Origin of the sequence: Flavobacterium tistrianum (assembly GCF_003254545.1) — a bacterium.
Taxonomy (GTDB): domain Bacteria; phylum Bacteroidota; class Bacteroidia; order Flavobacteriales; family Flavobacteriaceae; genus Flavobacterium; species Flavobacterium tistrianum.
In genome coordinates, this window is record NZ_QJRH01000069.1 from 338,788 (window position 1) to 357,930 (window position 19,143).

Genomic DNA, 19,143 nt, shown 5'->3' on the forward strand with positions numbered 1-19,143 from the left:
AATTTAATTTCTAATTTAAAAATATCTCACAGATTTATCCAAAAGCAAAATTCGAGCCGTTTGTCATTTCACTCAAAAATCATCTCAAATCGATTTCTACTTTGGCAATTATGATTTCTTTATATAACTCATCTTCTTCTTTTTTCTTGCATTTATAAAGCACTTCTTCCATGTTTTCGAATTTATCACTGTAAACATAGTACGAAAGGCTGTTAATATTGAAAAAGAAACTAGCGTTAAAATCGCCAGAATCAATGAGTTTCATAATAAGCTTATCTCGGTCAACTGCGTCTGTAAATATACCCAAAACTAAGTAATACCCATTCGAAACTTCTCTAAGATTATCATAAACTTCTACTTTTACTGTTTTATCAGGTCGTAACGGATTGTCTTTCAATTCTTGTTTCATTTCTTCTAGCGAAATTGTTTTTGAATTTTCGACAGTATTATTTTTTTTCTGTTTTTTGACTGCTTCGTCCTGATATTTCTTCAGTTTTACCAAAGCCAGCTTATCATCAAACTTTCGAGCTTCCATGCTATAATAGGAAGCTTTGCTGATGTGTCTTTTTACTTCAATTTTTTTCTGATTGTCAAGAGAATCAATTTTAGCAATTAAAAGCTGATTTTTTTCATCTCCTTTTTGCTGGTCTTCTTTATAGCGTTTAATTTCTTCTAGAGACAAACGCTCTTGCAAAGGTTCTGTATTGGACTTTTTCTCGCTTTCGCGGATTTTTTTCTTGTATTCCTGATTTTCCTCAACAGCAATTTTCTCAACTTTATTCATTAGACCAGCATACACTTTTCTGTTTTCTGCCAGTTCTTTTTTCAGTTGAGATGATAATTCATTTGTTTTACTAATTCCTTCAGAAGATTGTTTTTCTAATCTTTTTGATTCTTCAACATTCAAAATATCCATTCGTTTCAGTTCTTTCAAATCATCATTCATTGCTACAACAAGCGAATCTAATTTTGCCATTAAAACATCTTGAACATTTTTATTGGCTTCTAAAACCAAACGCAATTTTTCAACCGAATTTTCTTTAGAACCATTCATATCATTCAGATTCACTTTCAAATCGTTAATCTTTATAATTTTCTGATTCATTTCTTTCTGAACAACCAAACGATCTTTCAAATCTTCAATTTCAACCGTTTTGGCTTTTGTTTTCTCGACAACAACTTGTTTTTCGGCCAAAGCCAACATTAATTCTTCACTTTCGTTTGTTGGTTGAATTCCTTTCGTATTAATAGCCAATTTGTTTCCAACAATTAATCCGTTTACAATTTCTGGATTTTGTGATTCTAATTGGTCTATTGAAATTCCGTATTTCTTTGCGATAGAGAATTTAGTTTCCTTTGGTTCAACTATATGAAAAACCGTTTCCTGATTGATAACACGAACTCTTCCATCCAATGTTTTTCTTTTGTTTGGAATTGAAATCGTCTGACCAATCTGCAATCCATTAATCAAAATGTCTTTATTCAAATTTTCTAAATCCTGAACCGAAACATTGTATTGTCTCGCAATGCTGAACAAAGATTCTTTTGCTACAACCTGATGCGTTGTTTTTGAAGAAATAGCGATTTCTTGTTTTGAAGAATGATCTGAATTTTGAGGAATAATAAGTTCTTGACCAATTTGAAGTCCGCTGGCCAATATTTCCTGATTAGCATTCTGAATGGCTTCAACCGAAACATGATATTGTTTTGATAAACCAAACAATGTCTCTTTTGGTTCAACAATGTGAGTTTGCTGCTTTGAAGTTGTGTTTTCTGAGTTGTGAACTGGAATCTTTAAAACCTGATTGTCTTTGATTCCGTTTTGCGATTCGGGGTTGAGCTTGTAAATCTCGTCAATAGAAACCTTATATTTTTGGGCAATAAAATAAGCGGTTTCACCTTTTTGAATCTTGTGCTCGATAATTGAATCTTGCGCAGTTATTTTGTTAAAAGACAAAATAAACACAAGAGAAATCGTTAAAAGTTCTCTCATAAATAGTAGGTTATAAAAAATTAAGGCCTTACAAATGTAAGACCTTAATTTTAAATTATGCTACTATTCCCACTCAATTGTTGCTGGTGGTTTTGAACTAATATCGTAAACTACACGATTCACGCCTTTTACTTTATTGATGATGTCATTAGACACTTTCATCAAGAAATCGTAAGGTAAGTGAACCCAGTCAGCCGTCATACCATCTGTTGATTCTACAGCTCTAAGCGCTACTACTTTTTCGTAAGTACGCTCATCACCCATAACTCCAACAGAGTTTACAGGAAGCAAAATTGCTCCAGCCTGCCAAACTTTATCGTATAATCCCCAAGATTTTAATCCTTCGATAAATACAGAATCTACATCTTGTAAAATTCTTACTTTCTCTGGAGTAATATCTCCTAAAATTCTAATTGATAATCCTGGTCCTGGGAAAGGGTGTCTTCCTAATAATTCAGGATCTATTCCTAATGTAGCTCCTACTCTTCTCACTTCATCTTTGAAAAGCATTCTAAGCGGTTCTACAATTTTTAATTTCATATAATCTGGCAATCCACCAACGTTGTGGTGCGATTTAATAGTTGCAGATGGTCCTTTTACCGAAACTGATTCAATTACGTCTGGGTAAATTGTTCCTTGTGCCAACCATTTTACGTCTTCTAATAAGTGCGATTCATCATCAAAAACTTCGATAAATACACGACCAATTGTTTTACGTTTTGTTTCAGGATCACTAATTCCGGCTAATTCACCTAAGAAACGATCTCCAGCATCTACACCTTTTACGTTTAATCCCATTCCTTTGTATTGATCTAATACATTTTGGAATTCGTTTTTACGTAAAAGTCCGTTGTTAACGAAAATGCAATATAAATTTTGTCCAATTGCTTTGTTTAATAAAACTGCTGCTACTGTAGAATCTACTCCTCCAGATAAACCAAGAACCACTTTATCATCACCTAGTTTTTCTTTTAATTCTGCTACCATTTCGTCAACGAAAGCATTTGGAGTAAAGTTTTGAGGAACTTCAGCAATTTTCACTAAGAAGTTCTCCAACATTTTTTTTCCATCTGTTGAATGGTAAACTTCTGGATGGTACTGAATTGCATAAGTAGTTTCACCTTCAATTTTGTAAGCTGCGTATTCTACATCATGCGTGCTTGCCAGTTTTACAGCGTTTGTTGGAAGCGCTTTGATACTATCGCTATGGCTCATCCAAACTTGGCTGTTTTCTGAAACTCCTTCAAAGAAAGTTTCGCCTTCTTTAATATAAGACAAGTTAGCTCTTCCGTATTCTCTTGTGTTTGAAGCAGCAACTTCTCCACCACTAAAGTGTGCTAAATATTGTGCTCCGTAACAAACAGCAAGCAAAGGCATTTTACCTCTAATTTGCGATAAATCAGGATGCGGTGCATCTTCTCCTCTAACAGAGAAAGGGCTTCCTCCTAAAATTACGGCTTTATAACTTGATAAATCACTTGGAATGTGATTGTAAGGAAAAATTTCGCAGAATATATTTAATTCGCGAACTCTACGCGCAATAAGCTGAGTATATTGCGACCCGAAATCTAAAATAAGTACGTTGTGTTGCATGCGCAAAAGTACTTTTTATATTCGAAATTCAAAAATTGATTTTTGATTTTTTTTTAAATCAAAAGATGCTAAGGTTCTAAGATTCTAAGATTCTGAGATTTTATGTTTCAAAATCTAAAAAAAACTTAGCATCTTAGCTCCTTAGAAACTTAGTCCCTTAAAAGAAAAAAAAATCCAAACAACTCAAAAAATCGTATTTAACAAAAACCCAATTAAATTTAACTATGAAATCAAAAATTATTGCGCTGACTTTTTTTATGTCTGCATTTTTCTCCTCTTGTAATACTGTCGATGATTTATTGACATTTACTATTTCGAATAATACTTCGATTACAATCAAAAGCACTTCACCAATTAATTTGCCTTCGGAAATTTTTACACCAGAAGTTACAACCAATTCTTCGGCTGAATTTGAAAACAATAAAACAAAAGCTAGCTTGGTAAAAGATGTTAAAATCAAATCATTGAAATTATCTATTACAGATCCTTCAGATAAAACATTTACGTTTTTAAAATCGGTTCATTTATATATTTCAACAACAAATTCTGATGAAATCGAATTGGCTTATGCTGATAATATTAACGTATCTAGCAATACAATCGATTTGATTTGTACCGATCAAAAACTAGATCAATACATTAAAGCAGATAGCTACAAAATAAGAACTAAAGTGACCATAAAAGAAACTTTAACAAAAGATGTGACGGTAAAAGCAGATATGAAGTTTAAGGTGACGGCGGATCCTTTTTAAGGTGCTAAGATTCTAAGCTTCTAAGATACTAAGATTCTGAGGCTTTTCAGGTTTTTGATATAACAAAAAGGGAGGTTCTATTTTAGAACCTCCCTTTTTGTTTGCTTTTATATAAAAACTTAGAATCTTAGTATCTTAGCACCTTTAAAAAATCACTCTTTCGTTACAACAATAGAAGCTTTAAATCCTGCGGCTAAATTATCCCAATAATCATTTGTCACAAGATTTCCTTTATCGTCGTAAACTTGTATTTCTGCTGTATTTCCTCCTAGTGAACCTATATTTAAAGCTTCAAAATCTAATTTATTAAAGCCTGGCGCAAGATTGATTTTTACTTGCTGGAAATTGGAATCCAATAAAATTCGATCTCTAATGACATAATCATTTGAAGATACTTTTACTAAATCTCCATCAATTGCCCCAAAATCACGGAATTTGACAATAAAGTATTCCGATTTAGTTTTAAAATCTCCAAGCGAAATGTTTCTCTTTACCAAAACACCGCGACCTTCTCGCAAACCAGCATCCTTTAAAGATTTATCTAAATCCTTTTCCATTTTTGCCACATATCGATCGCCCGGATTGGCAAAATCGGTTTCTGTAGACATGGTAAATTTGCTTTTCTCTTCTCCAATCTGAAATTTTGATTTTGGAGTTATAGTTGTATTTTCAAAAACATTTGGAGTTTTAATTGCTGGCATATCATTAAAATCTGCCAGTGGATCTTTTGTCTCAGGAACTGGAGTCTTTTTAGGTTTTGCAGTAAACTTTCCGCCTGGAATAGTTTTGAATTTTGTACTAGACTCAATTTGGGCTGATACAGACAGTGCAGTAAAAAATAATATGAAAAATAAAATGTGCTTCATTGAAAAAAGTATTATCGAATCGCCTTTTATAATTAATATAAATCAAAAGTCCAGCTTCACAAAAATAGTATAATTTACTTACTTGCTACAACTTTAGGAGTTTTATAACATATAATTAAGCTAATTTTTGGAAGCAAAAAACCTGCCAAGATTTTTTACTTTGTAAAAAATAAATTTCAAATCTGAAAATTCCAAATTCCAAAAAATCACTTTATAAAAACACTCAGCATTTTGATTATTAACAACTTATTCTTAACTTCAATACTTTATTTACCATTTATAAAATCTCAGCAAAATGGATTATATCGATTATTACAAAGTATTAGATGTTACAAAATCGGCTACTGAAGCAGACATCAAAAAAGCATATCGAAAACTGGCGAGAAAATATCATCCCGATTTGAATCCGAATGATAAAGAAGCCGAAAAAAAATTCAAAGAAATAAATGAAGCCAACGAAGTTTTAAGCAATCCAGAAAATCGAAAAAAATACGATAAATACGGAAAAGACTGGAAACATGCTGACGAATTTGAAAAAGCAGGTTATGACCCTAATCAGCAGCAAAGCAGACAGCAAGGCGGTTATCAATATTCTGAAGGCGATTTTTCTGGTTTTGGAGGAGGAGATTTTTCAGGAAGCGATTTTTCGGATTTTTTCAATTCGATGTATGGCCAAAGCGCAGGCAGAAGCAGATCGCAAGCTAAATATAGAGGACAGGATTTTAATGCGGAATTAGAATTAGATCTTAAAGCCGCTTACACAACACATAAACAAAACTTAACCGTAAACGGAAAAAATATCCGAATTACAATTCCTGCAGGTGTTGAAAACGGACAGATTATTAAAATTCCAAATCATGGTGGACCCGGTGTAAATGGTGGACCAAACGGAGATTTGTACATTACGTTTATAATTTCTAATAATTCAGATTTTAAACGTGAAGGCAATAATTTATATGCTGATGCTCCAATTGATTTGTACACTGCAATTTTAGGCGGAGAAACTTATATCAATACTTTTGACGGAAAGGTAAAAATAAAAGTGCCTGCAGAAACTCAGCCGGGAACAAAAGTGAAGTTGAAAGGGAAAGGCTTCCCTGTTTACAAAAAAGAGAATCAGTTTGGCGATTTATACATTACATACACTATAAAACTTCCAACAAAACTGTCGGATAAAGAAAAAGAGTTATTTGAAGAATTAGCAAAACTAAGAAAGTCATGAAAAATAAAAATTTAATCCAGATCAAACAGTTTTGTATTTACCACGAAATTGAAAACACTTTTATAACTGAACTTCATAATTACGGTCTCATTCATATTATAACGGAAGAAAATGATGAATATCTGGAACCTGAACAGCTTCCAACAATAGAAAAAATGATACGAATGCACTACGATCTCAAAATAAATCTGGAAGGGATTGATGCTATTGCAAATCTTTTGAATAAGATTGAAACCTTGCAGCAAAATTTGAATACAGTCCAAAATAAGCTCCGTCTTTACGAAGAAAGAGAAACTGAATAAAATATCACAAAAAAGCTTGATTTCTGAATTGATTTCAAGCTTTTTTTAATCGCAGTCAGAAGCATAATTCTTAAATTGCGGCAGCTTTAATTAACCTGAATTTGCTTTTAAAACCGTACTGACAAATTCGCAAAAATTATAAAAAATGAAAAGAGAAAACATCTTGACTGGATCTCCGTGGGAAGACAAAATGGGATATTGCCGTGCCGTAAGAATTGGCAATATTGTTGAAGTTTCTGGAACTGTAGCCATTGTTGACGGCGATAAAGTAAAAGCTGATGACGCTTATGCTCAAACGTATAATATTTTGGAACGTGTTGAAAAAGTTTTAGAAGATTTAAATGTGGGAATGAAAGATGTTATTAGAACAAGAATTTTCACAACAGACGTTTCTACTTTCGAAGAAGTGGCCAGAGCACACTCTGCTTTCTTTAAAGATGTAAAACCAACAACAGGATTTTACGGAATTAGTAAATTGGTAGCTCCAGAATATTTGGTAGAAATCGAATTTACTGCTGTAGTATAATATTTTTTTTCGCCACGAATTCACGAATTATTTTTTTATCAAAAAGAATCCAATTCTTTAAATTTGTGAATTCGTGGCAAAAAAAGTCACTCAAATCTTAAATGACTACTCAAAATCCAAAACAATTCCTGCTTTCACTTCCTAAATGGATTCTTATCTGTGCTTTAGTTGGTATATTTTCAGGTTCTGCATCTGCTTTCTTTTTAGTTTCTTTAGAATGGGTTACTCAATTTAGAATTCAGCATGACTGGATTATCTGGCTTTTGCCTTTCGGCGGATTTTTGGTTGGATTAAGTTATTACTATTGGGGAGAATCGGTTACAAAAGGAAATAATCTTTTGCTCGAAGAATATGAAAGTCCGAAGAAAGTCATTCCTTTTAAAATGGCACCTTTAGTTCTTTTAGGAACGCTTTTGACTCATTTATTTGGAGGATCTGCAGGACGAGAAGGAACTGCGGTACAAATGGGAGGCGCAATTGCCGATCAATTTACCAAGTTTTTCAATCTTGATAATTCAGAACGCAGAATTTTAATCATTCTCGGAATCAGCGCTGGTTTTGCTTCTGTTTTTGGGACGCCTTTAGCTGGCGCAATTTTCGCTTTGGAAGTTTTATATTTCAGTAAAATCAATTTTAAAAGTATTCTGCTTTCTTTTCTAGTGGCTTATGCAGCTTATTTTACTGTAGAATTTTGGGAAATAAAACATACACATTACAGCATTCCAACTGTTCCAGAACTTAGTTTAAACAATATCATTTTCACTCTTATTGTTGGGGTTTTATCAGGATTTGCTGCGCTATTATTTTCTAGAAGCACTCATTTTTGGGGTTCTCTTTTTTCTAAAAACATTAAATATCCGCCGCTTCGTCCTGTAATTGGCGGTGCGGTTTTAGCCGTAGCCATTGCTGGCTTAGGTTTTACAAAATTTTCAGGACTAGGCGTTCCTGTTATTGTTGATTCCTTTTTAAATCCAAATCAATGGTATGACTTTCTTCTTAAAATCTTATTTACAGGATTTACACTTGGAGCTGGTTTTAAAGGCGGAGAAGTAACCCCGCTATTTTTTGTTGGAGCGACTTTAGGAAGTGCTTTATCAACCGTAATTCCGATGCCAATTGCTCTTTTAGCAGGAATCGGATTTGTTGCTGTTTTCTCTGGCGCAACCCACACTCCTATTGCCTGCACAGTAATGGGAATGGAATTATTCGGAATTGCTCCTGGAATCTTCATCGCAATCGCCTGCACAATTGCTTATTTTTCTTCTGGTTCTATCGGAATTTATAAATCTCAGATTGTAAAAGGTGCGAAATACAAACTATACCAAAGGTTAAATTCCAATTTTTAAAATTCCAAACTACAAACTTTACTGAAAACTGCAATTGAGACTGGCCCCTAAGAAAACTGACCACTGACCACTGCCACTTGAATACTAAAATTATTTTCAGCATTACATTAAAAAAATGTAAATTCGCACACTATGAAAATACGAGATATTCAAGCAATTCAATTATTGCTTGCTACGCCAAAGAAAATTGCAATAATTCCGCACAGAGGACCAGATGGTGATGCCATGGGTTCTACTCTAGCTTTGTACCATTTTTTACTCAAAAATAATCATCAGCCAACTGTTATTTCTCCAAATGATTTTCCTGATTTTTTAGCTTGGCTTCCAGGTTCAGAAACAGTGAAAATCTATGAAAAAGACACTCAAAACTGTATTAAAATATTAGAAGAAGCTGAGCTTATTTTTACGCTAGATTTTAATGCTTTTCATCGTACAGGCGAAATGGAGCATACGCTTGCAAAACTTACGGCTCCTTTTATCATGATCGATCATCATGAAAAACCTCATGATTATGCAGCTTATACATATTCAGACACTTCATACGGATCTACGTGCGAGATGGTTTATAATTTTATTGCCTTTTTAAACAAAAAAGAAGATATTAATAAAACCATTGCAACCTGCATTTATACTGGAATTTTGACCGATTCTGGTTCTTTCCGTTTTCCAGGAACTACTGGAAATACGCACAGAATTATTGCCGAATTGATCGATTTAGGAGTCGAAAACACTCAAATTCCGGTCTTACTATACGATAATAGCTCTTTTAGTCGTTTGCAGTTACTAGGCCGTGCACTTCAAAACATGAAGATTTTTGAGGAACACAAAACCTCTTACATGACTCTTACACAAGAAGAACTTGATTCGTTTAACTATGTAAAAGGTGATACTGAAGGAATTGTAAACTACGGATTAAGCATTCGCGGAATTGTTTTTACAGCTATATTTATTGAAAATAGAGAAGAGAAAATAATTAAAATTTCTTTCCGTTCTCAAGGAGGATTTGATGTTAATCAGTTTGCAAGAGACCATTTTAACGGAGGTGGGCATGTCAATGCAGCAGGCGGAAGATCTGAAGCATCTATGGAAGAAACAGTAAATAAATTTGAAGATTTAGTCAAAAAACTAAAATTATAATCCAAATCATGAATTACCTAAAACTTAGCATTTACACTTTGCTTTTTACTGTTTTGTTAAGCAGCTGTAAGCATCATGAAGAAGCCAGAAGACCTATTTCTAGAGCTTCGGGAACATTCATGAAGAAATCGGCTGACCGAAATAAAAAGTTAGTGGCAAATGAAGAAAGCGTCATTAAAAAAATAATCAAAAGCAATCCGAAAGTAAAATATTTTGCCACTCCAAAAGGGTATTGGTTTTGCTATGAGGAAAAGAATGCGGCAGAAACTGCAGCACCAAGAAAGGGAGATATTGCCTATTTTAATATGGAAATAAAAGATATTAAAGGCAATACTATTTACTCTGATTCTGATCTTGGTCCGCAAACCTATTATGTAGACAAACAAGACATTATGATGGGTTTACGAGACGGAATTAAAAGAATGCATAAAAATGAAACGGTCACGTTTTTATTTCCATCTCATATGGCATACGGTTACCATGGGGATAACAAAAAAATTGGTCCAAACGAATCTTTAATCGTTACGGTTACACTTAGAAATTTTGTTCCAGATCCAACGGCTCAAACAGCAAAACCTGCTACACAGTCTACTCAAACCTTAACACCAAAACCTGCCGTTGCAAAACCTGCCGTGCAAGCCAAAAAAGACACATTAACTCAATAAAAACAATATCTTAAAATGAAAAAGAGTATTTTATTATTACTAATAGCCGTAAGCTCATTTTATTCTTGTAAAGACGATCACAGCAATCTGCCAGATGGTTTATATGCTGACATCGAAACAAACAAAGGTCACATTATTGTAGAACTTGATTACAAAAAAGCACCAATAACTGTGGCTAACTTCGTGACTTTAGCTGAAGGTAAAAACGAGTTTGTAACACATGAAAACCTTAAAAACAAGCCTTTTTTTGATGGTTTAAAATTCCACAGAGTTATTGAAAGTTTTATGATTCAGAGTGGTGATCCATTAGGAACAGGTTCTGGAGATACAGGATATAAATTTAAAGATGAATTTTCAGATTTAAAATTTGACAAAGCTGGTGTTCTAGCAATGGCTAATAATGGTCCTGGTACAAACAGCAGCCAATTTTTCATCACACATGTTGAAACTCCTTGGTTAGACGGAAAGCATACTATTTTTGGTCATGTTGTAGATGCAAAAGATCAGGAAGTAGTAAACAAAGTAATTCAAGGTGACAATATCGTTTCTGTAACAATTATCAGAAATGGTGAAGCGGCTAAAAAATTTGATGCTGTAAAAGTATTTCATGATTACTTTGCTGACATTGCAAAAGAACAAAGCAAATACGCTGGTGTTCAGAAAGAAAAAGTAGAATCTTACGCTGCTTTAAAAGCAAAAGCAACTAAAACCGCTAGCGGTTTACAATATGTTATTACAGAAAAAGGAAACGGTAAAAAACCTGTTGCTGGAAATCCAATTTACATTCATTACGCTGGTTTCCTTGAAGACGGAACTTTATTTGACGCTAGTATTGAAGAAGTGGCAAAACAATTCGGAAAATATGATCCTGCGAGAGCAGCACAAGGGGGCTACCAGCCAATTCAATTTCAAGCTGGTAAAAAAGATGGTTTAATTCCTGGTTTTATTGAAGGAGTTGAGCAATTATCTTATGGAGACAAAGCGGTTCTTTTCATCCCATCTCATTTAGCTTATGGAGCAACTGGTGCAGGAGGTGTAATTCCGCCAAATGCTAATATCATTTTCGAAATTCAGATTTCAGACAAACAGTAATCGAATTATAGACTTAAAAATTAAAAAGCAATGAAATTAAAATTTCTATTTTTATTCTGCTTAGCAATAGTAAATATTCAGGCTCAAACCAAAAAGCCTGCTGCAAAACCAACAGCAAAACCCGCAAGCAAAGTGGCAACTACTGCAGCGAATCCAGACGATGGAATTTTTGCTACAATCTCTACTGCAAAAGGAGATATCGTGGTTTCTTTAGAATATGTAAAAGCGCCTGTGACAGTTGCTAACTTTATCACTTTGGCAGAAGGTAAAAATCCTTATGTAAAAGTAGAACGTTTAAAAGGGAAGCCATTTTACGATGGTTTAAAATTTCATAGAGTTATTAATGATTTTATGATTCAAGGTGGAGATCCGCAAGGAACTGGAGCTGGAGATCCTGGATATTCTTTTAAAGATGAATTTGTTGGAGAATTAAAATTTGAAAAAGGAGGAGTTTTAGCTATGGCAAATTCTGGTCCTGCAACAAACGGAAGCCAATTTTTCATTACGCACAAAGATACTCCTTGGCTGAACGGAAAACACACGATTTTTGGACATGTAGTTTCAGGTATGGACAATGTAAATAAAATTGTTCAGGATGATATTATTAATAAAATTACCATTACACGCAAAGGAGCAGCTGCCAAGAAATTTGATGCAGTAAAAATTTTTAGCGATGAAATGAAAAAAGGAGAATTGCAAAAAGAAGAAGCTAAAAAAATAGTGGCTACAAAAGCCGCTTATTTCAAAGACATGAAAGCAAAAGCTACTGCAACTTCTACAGGTTTAAAATATGTAATCACTAAAAAAGGAACTGGCGTTAAAGGCGCTGAAGGCTCTACAATCTACTTTCACTATGCAGGATATTTCGAAGATGGAACCTTATTTGACAGTAGCATGGCTCAGGTAGCAAAAACATATGGAAAATATGATGCAAACAGAGACGCTCAAGGCGGTTACAAAGCTTTTCCTTTTACAGTTGGTAAAAAAGACGGTATGATTCCTGGTTTCCTTGAGGCTCTTGATATGATGACAGACGGAGAAAAAGCAACTTTCTTCTTGCCTTCAAATTTAGCTTATGGAGAAAAAGGGGCTGGTGGAGTAATTCCCCCAAATGCAACTCTGATTTTTGAAATTGAGACATATCAAAATCAGCCTAAATAATTAGAAAAGAGAACATTTATTCTTTAAAACATAAAAAGAGCCATCAGAATTATTTTTGATGGCTTTTCTATTTTTTAGCATTTTCACTTTTTAAAGAATTCTAAATTCAAGACTTTAAAAATCGATTTTGTTGCCATTTAATTACTATTTTCAACATAGTACGATAAAATCCTGAATAAAATAGCTTACCTTTGCCGGCTTAATTTTTTAAAAACAGATAATTTATGACGTCGCAAAATAATGTATTAAAAGGTGTTTTTCTTGTTGCTTTGGGAGCAACCACTTACGGAATGTTGGCCACTTTTGTAAAAATGGCTTATTCTGAAGGATACACAACTGCAGAAGTCACAACCTCTCAATTTATTTACGGAATTCTAGGAATTCTTCTGATCAATCTTTTTCAGCGAATTAAAAACAAAAACAAACCTGCCGTAAAAGCATCTCGTAAAAATATTTTCAGTTTAATGCTTGCAGGAACTTCATTAGGAATGACAAGTTTATTTTACTATTTGGCTGTAAAATATATTCCCGTTTCTATCGGAATTGTTTTATTGATGCAAACCGTTTGGATGGGTGTTTTGCTCGAAATGATTTTAGAAAAAAAACTGCCTTCAAAACAAAAGGTAATTGCAGTAGTTATAGTGCTTTTCGGAACTGTTTTGGCTACCAATATCATCAATAATGATATCCAATTAGATTGGAGAGGTTTAGTTTGGGGAATGTTAGCTGCCGCTTCTTTTACAACTACGATGTTTACCGCAAATAGTGTTGCAACAGAAATTTCATCCGCACAAAGAAGTCTTTATATGCTTTTGGGAGGTGCTGTTATTGTATTTTCTTTTGCATTTGCAACTCAGGAAACTGCTTTTAATTTAGAAATCTTCTTGAAATGGGGAATTGTCTTGTCATTATTCGGTACTATTATTCCACCGCTTTTAATGACTGCTGGTTTTCCTTTAACTGGAATTGGTCTGGGAAGTATTGTTTCTGCGCTTGAATTGCCAGTTTCTGTAATGATGGCGTATGTTTTATTAAACGAAAAAGTAATCTTTTCTCAATGGGTTGGCATCGTATTGATTATTCTTGCCATCATTATTATGAATGTAAATTTCAAGTCCAAAAAATAACTCAAAATACATAGTTTCAAAAAAAGAGGATCTGTAATGCAATAATTGTTAAATTTTTTATAAATTCGTGATAAACAATTAAATATCATGATTCTACCTTGGCATTTATATTTAATGGCTTGCTTATATATTCTTGCTGGGATAAATCATTTTAGAAATCCAGGAATGTACATAAAAATCATTCCGCCCGCATTTAAAAACCCCAAATTAATAAATATTTTAAGTGGTGCCGCCGAAATCATTCTAGGCATCTTTCTGCTCCTGCCTTTTTCATCACATTTTGCTGCCTGGGGAATTATAATGCTATTGATTATTATTTTCCCTGCCAATTTGTACATGTTTCAAAATAAAAAAGCAGGTTTTGGTTTACCAATATGGATTTTATTTGTACGTTTGCCCTTACAATTTGTTTTAATTTATTGGGCTTACCAATATACATTCTAAACATTAACCATTAAATTATTTTATTATGAAAAAATTATTTGCAGAGTTTTTCGGGACTTATTGGCTTGTTTTTGGCGGATGCGGAAGCGCTATTTTTGCTGCTGGAATTCCAGATTTAGGAATCGGGTTTGCGGGTGTTGCTTTGGCTTTTGGTTTAACGGTACTTACCATGGCATACGCGGTTGGCCATATTTCTGGCGGACATTTTAATCCAGCGGTTTCTTTTGGCTTATGGGCTGGCGGAAGATTTTCTGGCAAAGATCTTATTCCGTACATCATTGCACAATGTATTGGAGCTGCTGCAGCGGCAGGAACTTTATACACAATAGCCTCTGGAAAAGCGGGCTTTGCAATAGACAATACAAAAGCCGGTGCCTTTGCATCTAATGGTTTTGGAGCTTTTTCTCCTGATGGTTATTCGTTACAGTCTGCTTTTATTGCAGAATTTGTGCTTACTTTATTCTTCTTATTAGTGATTTTAGGAGCTACTGATAAATTTGCAAATGGTAGATTTGCTGGGATTGCAATTGGTTTGGCTCTGACATTAATACATTTAATCAGTATTCCAATTACAAATACTTCTGTAAACCCTGCGAGATCATTATCTCAAGCTATTTTTGTTGGTGGAGAGCCGTTATCTCAGGTTTGGCTGTTTTGGGTTGCCCCTATTCTTGGTGCATTAGCAGCTGGATTCCTTTATAAGACACTGCTTCAAAATCATGCTGAAGCATAAAAAGAGAAAAGAAGTCGCATCATCAAAAAAAAAATAAAATATGGAATTTTTATATTTCTTACTTATAGGAGCCATTTCTGGATGGCTAGCTGGTCAAATCTGGAAAGGTGCTGGATTTGGTTTAATTGGCAATATCGTTGTTGGAATCATCGGAGGATTTATCGGAGGATGGATCGCTGGAAAACTTGGTATTGGAGGCGGCGGGCTTCTATGGCAGATTCTGATTGCCGTAGGTGGTGCTTGGGTTTTGTTATTTATAATCAGCCTCATCAAAAAATAATACGCAATTATTAGTATATAATTTAATTTGAAAGAGAAAATCTGATATATTTATATTTGATTTTCTCTTTTTGTTTGGATAAAATCGACAAGAAAATTTTATTTCAACTCAAATATGTATGTATTATGAACGAAATCATTTCTTACTTCAGTACGATTCCGTCGTCACATAGAAGCCTTATTCTAGTTGGCGGTATTACCATTTTTTGGCTTATTGAAAGCAGTTTTCCTTTGTTTAAAATGCAATATAAAAAATGGCCCCACGCTGGGATAAACTTCTTTTTTACCTTCACAACAATTGTAGTCAATTTTATTCTAGCGTTTATTTTAATAAAAACCGCCGCTTGGACAATAGAAAATAATTTTGGAATTCTGCAATGGCTTCCTCAAATGCCCATCTGGCTTTATACTATAATTGGATTATTGCTTTTGGATTTAATTGGAGCTTATTTAGCCCATTTAGTAGAACATAAAGTAAAAATCCTATGGCAGTTTCATTTGGTGCATCATACCGATACTTGGATCGATACTACAACCGCAAACAGGCATCATCCTGGAGAAAGCGTAGTGCGTTTTGTTTTTACCACTTTAGGCGTTTTAGTTGTTGGATCTCCCATGTGGATGGTTTTTCTCTATCAATCATTATCAGTCGTTGCTTCACAATTTAATCATGCCAATATTTCGCTTCCTGAAAAACTGGATGCTTTCTTAAGCTATTTTATTGTTTCTCCCAATATGCATAAAGTGCATCACCATTATGTATTGCCGTATACAGATAGTAATTATGGTAATATTTTTTCTGTATGGGACAGACTTTTTGGAACATTTACCTATTTGCCCAAAGATCAGCTTGTATATGGTGTAGACACTCATATGCTGCCTGAAGAAAATAATGAATTGAAGAATCTGCTAAAAATTCCATTTCAAAAATCAAGATCCTTTAAAAACAGCTAAATTCTCTAAAAAAAGTGCACTTTACTGAAACAACTTATTATTTTTTTTTTTAATATTGATACTAGAATTGAAAATCAATCTATTAATAATTAACACCCTATTTTGAATTAATTTTCACGAGATGAAAAAGAGTAGCCGCAAAGAATTAACTCCGGAACAAACCGAAAGACTTGTTTCGTTAGCTTTAGAAGAAAGAAATCCATTTGAAATTATAAAAAAAGAGTTTGGATTGGCAGAAAAAGAAGTCCTGGACATTATGAAAAAGAAAATGCCTCTTGAAAAATTTGAGATGTGGAAAAAGAAGGCAATTGCAAATAAGCCAAAACCAAAACCAGTTAAAATAGATGATTTTGATGAAGATTTGGACGGAAAATATTATATCAAGAATAAATTAGACTAACATAGAGCTCCTGTTTTTCAGGAGTTTTTTTTTATCTTTAAATTTAATGTGATTTTTTAGTAACTTTTTGGTAATTTTTGTGTCAAATACAATTAACTAAACATATAGAAATGAAAAAAATACTTTACACCTTAGCTCTAGCGGTCACTTTTTGGAGCTGTAAAACAGGGAGCACTGGAACCGCAAAAAGCAATATTGTTGAAGTTAATATCAATTTAACTGATGTTAAAGATGATAAAGTTTTGGTAACAGTTACACCGCCAGCCTTTAAAACAGATGAAGTTGTTTATAGTATTCCGAAAACCGTTCCTGGTACTTATTCAACAGATAACTACGGAAAATTCTCTGAAGATTTTAGAGCATTTGATGCTAAAGGAAATCCGCTTACGGTAAAAAGATTAGACGATAATTCTTGGTCTATTTCAAACGCAAAAACGTTGAAAAAAATCACTTATTTGGTAAACGATAGTTTTGACACAGAAAAAGGAACTGGATTTGGAAATGATGATGTATTTTCTCCAGCAGGAACAAACATCGACGCAGGAAAAAACTTCATGGTTAATACTCATGGATTTGTAGGGTATTTTAAAGATAAATTAGACGTTCCTTACAAAGTTACTATCACACATCCTGAAACACTTTGGGGAGCAACTTCTATGACAGATCAAGATGCAAGCAATACTTCTGACGTGTTTACAACTTCTCGTTATGCTATTTTGGTAGAAAACCCAATTATGTATTCTAAACCTGATTACACTACTTTTAATGTAAACGGAATGGATATCTTAATTGCTGTGTACTCTCCTACTGGAAAATATACTGCTGAAAGCATTACTCCAGAGATGAAAACGATGATGACAGCACAGAAAAACTTTTTAGGAAAAGTAAACTCTACTAAAAAATATACTGTCTTATTGTACTTATCAAGTATGGCAAAAGATGATGCTCACGGTTTTGGAGCTTTAGAGCACCCAACTGCTACAACTGTAGTTCTACCGGAATCTATGCCAAAAGAAAAATTGGTAGAATCTATGAAAGATGTGGTTTCTCACGAGTTCTTCCACATTGTTACTCCATTGACTATACACTCAAAAGAAATTCAGTATTTTGACTACAATGCACCGCAAATGTCTGAGCATTTATGGATGTACGAAGGTGTTACAGAATATTTCGCTAATCTTTTCCAAATCAACCAAGGTTTGATTAACGAAGCAGAATTCTACACTCGTATTGCCGATAAAATTCAGCAAGCTAAAGGCTTAAATGATACAATGTCATTTACTGTAATGAGTAAAAATGTATTAGAACAGCCTTACAAAGACCAATACTTAAATGTATACCAAAAAGGAGCTTTAATTGGTATGTGTATCGATATCATAATTAGAGAAAAAAGCAATGGCGAAAGAGGTATTTTGGATCTAATGCATAAATTATCTGATGAGTATGGTGTTGAAAAACCGTTTAATGATGATGAATTATTTGCTAAAATCACTTCGCTGACTTATCCTGAAGTTGGAGACTTTTTAAACAAATATGTGGCTGGAACTACTCCAATCCCTTACGATTTCTATTTAGCTAAAGTTGGTGTTACAAAAGCAATGGAGAAAAAAACAGGAAATCCGTTTATTAAAGGGCAAACTCCATACATTACGGTTGATAAGGCGACAAAAGAAATCGCTGTTCGTCCGGATTCAGAATCTGTTGATTTCTACAAAAACTTGAATTTAAAAGGTGGCGATAAAATCTTAGCAGTAAACAATAAATCATACAATTTGGACAACATTTATGATTTGGTTACTGAAAGTGAAAACTGGAAAGATAACGATCCAATTACTTTGAAAATAAAACGTGGCGGAAAAGAAGAAACCATTAAAGGAACTGTAAAATTGCCATTTGAAGAGGCTGAAACTTTTAAAGCAACTGATGCTTCAAAAGAGAAACTTAAAAATGCATGGTTAAAAGGTTAATTTCTTTTTACGATATAAAAAAACCGACAAGTGATTGTCGGTTTTTTTATGTCTTTTAGGAACTTTGTCAAAGTTTAAAACTTTGACAAAGTTTTCGGTATGCTATTTCTTCACAGGAAATTTCCAGTCAAACTCGTCTTTACTGTTGATGATCGCTCCAATTTCAAACTTCACCACCTCATCAAATTCTGTTTGAAGGATAAACCAATTGTCTTCGTTGAAGTAATTTTCGAAAGTATCAAAAGTTTCCTGGTTGTATTTATTGATTCCTTTTGCAGCGAAATCTTTCTTTACATCAGCAATTTTTCTTCCGATTAATTTGAATCCGAAAACTTCTAAGTCATTACTTGATGCTACAATATATCCTAATTTGAGATCTTCTTCTTGATAAAAAGTTAATCTCATTTTATGAGCATTGTAAACAAAAATTACGTTGTCATCTTCGTCTTTATAATTTTTATCAGGTTTTCCTAAAGCAGCTGTTACGTCATTCTGCTTCATTCCGAAAAGCAACTTGTCAATTCCCGATTTTAGATTAATTTTCATATATACTTGTCTTTATTTGAAGTGCAAATTTCGTGAAG

Annotated in this window: 20 protein-coding genes; 16 read left to right on the forward strand and 4 right to left on the reverse strand. The window is 33.6% G+C overall.

All coding sequences use genetic code 11. From position 1 onward, the window contains the following. Positions 1-79: 79 nt before the first annotated feature. Complete coding sequence (locus DMB71_RS13485; protein ID WP_111366905.1) at positions 80-1,993, reverse strand: lytic transglycosylase; 1,914 nt, start codon at positions 1,991-1,993, stop codon at positions 80-82. A 63-nt stretch (positions 1,994-2,056) separates the two neighbouring features. Then, positions 2,057-3,586 carry a glutamine-hydrolyzing GMP synthase gene (guaA, locus tag DMB71_RS13490; protein ID WP_111366907.1) on the reverse strand — a complete coding sequence of 510 codons (1,530 nt, stop codon included), beginning with the start codon at positions 3,584-3,586 and terminating at the stop codon, positions 2,057-2,059. 224 nt (positions 3,587-3,810) lie between these two features. Between guaA and DMB71_RS13495 the strand changes: the two genes are divergently transcribed. Continuing rightward, positions 3,811-4,338 (forward strand): hypothetical protein, encoded by a 528-nt coding sequence (locus DMB71_RS13495; protein WP_111366908.1) that lies wholly within the window; start codon positions 3,811-3,813, stop codon positions 4,336-4,338. Between the two features lie 152 nt (positions 4,339-4,490). Here DMB71_RS13495 and DMB71_RS13500 read toward each other — a convergent pair whose 3' ends face one another. Continuing rightward, on the reverse strand, positions 4,491-5,204 hold the full coding sequence (locus DMB71_RS13500; protein WP_111366910.1) for a hypothetical protein: 714 nt from the start codon (positions 5,202-5,204) through the stop codon (positions 4,491-4,493). Between the two features lie 295 nt (positions 5,205-5,499). On the opposite strand from DMB71_RS13500, the gene DMB71_RS13505 reads away from it, so the two are divergent. The 15 genes from DMB71_RS13505 to DMB71_RS13575 all read left to right on the forward strand — a co-directional run bounded on the left by DMB71_RS13505 (position 5,500) and on the right by DMB71_RS13575 (position 18,559). Further along, positions 5,500-6,426: a DnaJ C-terminal domain-containing protein gene (locus DMB71_RS13505; RefSeq protein ID WP_111366911.1), complete on the forward strand. Its 927-nt coding sequence runs from the start codon at positions 5,500-5,502 to the stop codon at positions 6,424-6,426. After that, a complete protein-coding gene (locus tag DMB71_RS13510; protein WP_111366913.1) occupies positions 6,423-6,728 on the forward strand; it encodes a chaperone modulator CbpM in 306 nt (101 codons plus the stop codon). The genes DMB71_RS13505 and DMB71_RS13510 overlap by 4 nt, the downstream gene beginning before the upstream one ends. 145 nt (positions 6,729-6,873) lie before the next feature. Next, entirely contained in the window at positions 6,874-7,254 is a 381-nt protein-coding gene (locus DMB71_RS13515) for a RidA family protein (protein ID WP_111366914.1), read from the forward strand. Positions 7,255-7,355: 101 nt separating this feature from the next. Then, complete coding sequence (locus tag DMB71_RS13520) at positions 7,356-8,600, forward strand: voltage-gated chloride channel family protein (RefSeq protein ID WP_111366916.1); 1,245 nt, start codon at positions 7,356-7,358, stop codon at positions 8,598-8,600. Between the two features lie 132 nt (positions 8,601-8,732). Further along, positions 8,733-9,737 carry a DHH family phosphoesterase gene (locus DMB71_RS13525; RefSeq protein WP_111366917.1) on the forward strand — a complete coding sequence of 335 codons (1,005 nt, stop codon included), beginning with the start codon at positions 8,733-8,735 and terminating at the stop codon, positions 9,735-9,737. Positions 9,738-9,745: 8 nt separating this feature from the next. Continuing rightward, positions 9,746-10,402 (forward strand): gliding motility-associated peptidyl-prolyl isomerase GldI, encoded by a 657-nt coding sequence (gene gldI, locus DMB71_RS13530; protein ID WP_111366918.1) that lies wholly within the window; start codon positions 9,746-9,748, stop codon positions 10,400-10,402. A gap of 15 nt (positions 10,403-10,417) precedes the next feature. Next, positions 10,418-11,494, forward strand: coding sequence for a peptidylprolyl isomerase (locus DMB71_RS13535; protein WP_111366920.1), 1,077 nt, complete (start codon positions 10,418-10,420; stop codon positions 11,492-11,494). Between the two features lie 30 nt (positions 11,495-11,524). Continuing rightward, positions 11,525-12,655, forward strand: a complete 1,131-nt coding sequence (locus tag DMB71_RS13540) for a peptidylprolyl isomerase (RefSeq protein WP_111366921.1) — start codon at positions 11,525-11,527, stop codon at positions 12,653-12,655. Between the two features lie 224 nt (positions 12,656-12,879). After that, on the forward strand, positions 12,880-13,782 hold the full coding sequence (locus tag DMB71_RS13545) for an EamA family transporter (RefSeq protein ID WP_111366923.1): 903 nt from the start codon (positions 12,880-12,882) through the stop codon (positions 13,780-13,782). 87 nt (positions 13,783-13,869) lie between these two features. Then, entirely contained in the window at positions 13,870-14,226 is a 357-nt protein-coding gene (locus tag DMB71_RS13550) for a DoxX family protein (RefSeq protein ID WP_111366925.1), read from the forward strand. Positions 14,227-14,251: 25 nt separating this feature from the next. After that, positions 14,252-14,959, forward strand: a complete 708-nt coding sequence (gene aqpZ, locus DMB71_RS13555; protein ID WP_111366926.1) for an aquaporin Z — start codon at positions 14,252-14,254, stop codon at positions 14,957-14,959. Between the two features lie 40 nt (positions 14,960-14,999). Then, positions 15,000-15,239: a GlsB/YeaQ/YmgE family stress response membrane protein gene (locus DMB71_RS13560; RefSeq protein WP_111366928.1), complete on the forward strand. Its 240-nt coding sequence runs from the start codon at positions 15,000-15,002 to the stop codon at positions 15,237-15,239. Between the two features lie 125 nt (positions 15,240-15,364). After that, a complete protein-coding gene (locus DMB71_RS13565; protein WP_111366930.1) occupies positions 15,365-16,192 on the forward strand; it encodes a sterol desaturase family protein in 828 nt (275 codons plus the stop codon). 121 nt (positions 16,193-16,313) lie between these two features. Further along, entirely contained in the window at positions 16,314-16,592 is a 279-nt protein-coding gene (locus tag DMB71_RS13570; RefSeq protein WP_008462445.1) for a DUF2805 domain-containing protein, read from the forward strand. A 110-nt stretch (positions 16,593-16,702) separates the two neighbouring features. Continuing rightward, complete coding sequence (locus DMB71_RS13575; RefSeq protein WP_111366931.1) at positions 16,703-18,559, forward strand: M61 family metallopeptidase; 1,857 nt, start codon at positions 16,703-16,705, stop codon at positions 18,557-18,559. 102 nt (positions 18,560-18,661) lie between these two features. Here the strand turns inward: DMB71_RS13575 and DMB71_RS13580 are convergent, their stop codons facing one another. After that, a complete protein-coding gene (locus tag DMB71_RS13580) occupies positions 18,662-19,105 on the reverse strand; it encodes a hypothetical protein (protein WP_111366933.1) in 444 nt (147 codons plus the stop codon). Between the last annotated feature and the right edge of the window lie 38 nt (positions 19,106-19,143).

Excerpts from the sequence above, each read along its gene's own strand:
- DMB71_RS13500 (WP_111366910.1), bottom strand. The coding sequence starts at position 5,204 with ATGAAGCACATTTTATTTTTCATATTATTTTTTACTGCACTGTCTGTA.
- DMB71_RS13575 (WP_111366931.1), top strand. The coding sequence starts at position 16,703 with ATGAAAAAAATACTTTACACCTTAGCTCTAGCGGTCACTTTTTGGAGC.
- DMB71_RS13495 (WP_111366908.1), top strand. The coding sequence starts at position 3,811 with ATGAAATCAAAAATTATTGCGCTGACTTTTTTTATGTCTGCATTTTTC.
- gldI (WP_111366918.1), top strand. The coding sequence starts at position 9,746 with ATGAATTACCTAAAACTTAGCATTTACACTTTGCTTTTTACTGTTTTG.
- DMB71_RS13540 (WP_111366921.1), top strand. The coding sequence starts at position 11,525 with ATGAAATTAAAATTTCTATTTTTATTCTGCTTAGCAATAGTAAATATT.
- DMB71_RS13505 (WP_111366911.1), top strand. The coding sequence starts at position 5,500 with ATGGATTATATCGATTATTACAAAGTATTAGATGTTACAAAATCGGCT.
- aqpZ (WP_111366926.1), top strand. The coding sequence starts at position 14,252 with ATGAAAAAATTATTTGCAGAGTTTTTCGGGACTTATTGGCTTGTTTTT.
- DMB71_RS13570 (WP_008462445.1), top strand. The coding sequence starts at position 16,314 with ATGAAAAAGAGTAGCCGCAAAGAATTAACTCCGGAACAAACCGAAAGA.
- DMB71_RS13565 (WP_111366930.1), top strand. The coding sequence starts at position 15,365 with ATGAACGAAATCATTTCTTACTTCAGTACGATTCCGTCGTCACATAGA.
- DMB71_RS13535 (WP_111366920.1), top strand. The coding sequence starts at position 10,418 with ATGAAAAAGAGTATTTTATTATTACTAATAGCCGTAAGCTCATTTTAT.
- DMB71_RS13510 (WP_111366913.1), top strand. The coding sequence starts at position 6,423 with ATGAAAAATAAAAATTTAATCCAGATCAAACAGTTTTGTATTTACCAC.
- DMB71_RS13550 (WP_111366925.1), top strand. The coding sequence starts at position 13,870 with ATGATTCTACCTTGGCATTTATATTTAATGGCTTGCTTATATATTCTT.
- DMB71_RS13580 (WP_111366933.1), bottom strand. The coding sequence starts at position 19,105 with ATGAAAATTAATCTAAAATCGGGAATTGACAAGTTGCTTTTCGGAATG.
- DMB71_RS13545 (WP_111366923.1), top strand. The coding sequence starts at position 12,880 with ATGACGTCGCAAAATAATGTATTAAAAGGTGTTTTTCTTGTTGCTTTG.
- DMB71_RS13560 (WP_111366928.1), top strand. The coding sequence starts at position 15,000 with ATGGAATTTTTATATTTCTTACTTATAGGAGCCATTTCTGGATGGCTA.
- DMB71_RS13525 (WP_111366917.1), top strand. The coding sequence starts at position 8,733 with ATGAAAATACGAGATATTCAAGCAATTCAATTATTGCTTGCTACGCCA.
- guaA (WP_111366907.1), bottom strand. The coding sequence starts at position 3,586 with ATGCAACACAACGTACTTATTTTAGATTTCGGGTCGCAATATACTCAG.
- DMB71_RS13485 (WP_111366905.1), bottom strand. The coding sequence starts at position 1,993 with ATGAGAGAACTTTTAACGATTTCTCTTGTGTTTATTTTGTCTTTTAAC.
- DMB71_RS13520 (WP_111366916.1), top strand. The coding sequence starts at position 7,356 with ATGACTACTCAAAATCCAAAACAATTCCTGCTTTCACTTCCTAAATGG.
- DMB71_RS13515 (WP_111366914.1), top strand. The coding sequence starts at position 6,874 with ATGAAAAGAGAAAACATCTTGACTGGATCTCCGTGGGAAGACAAAATG.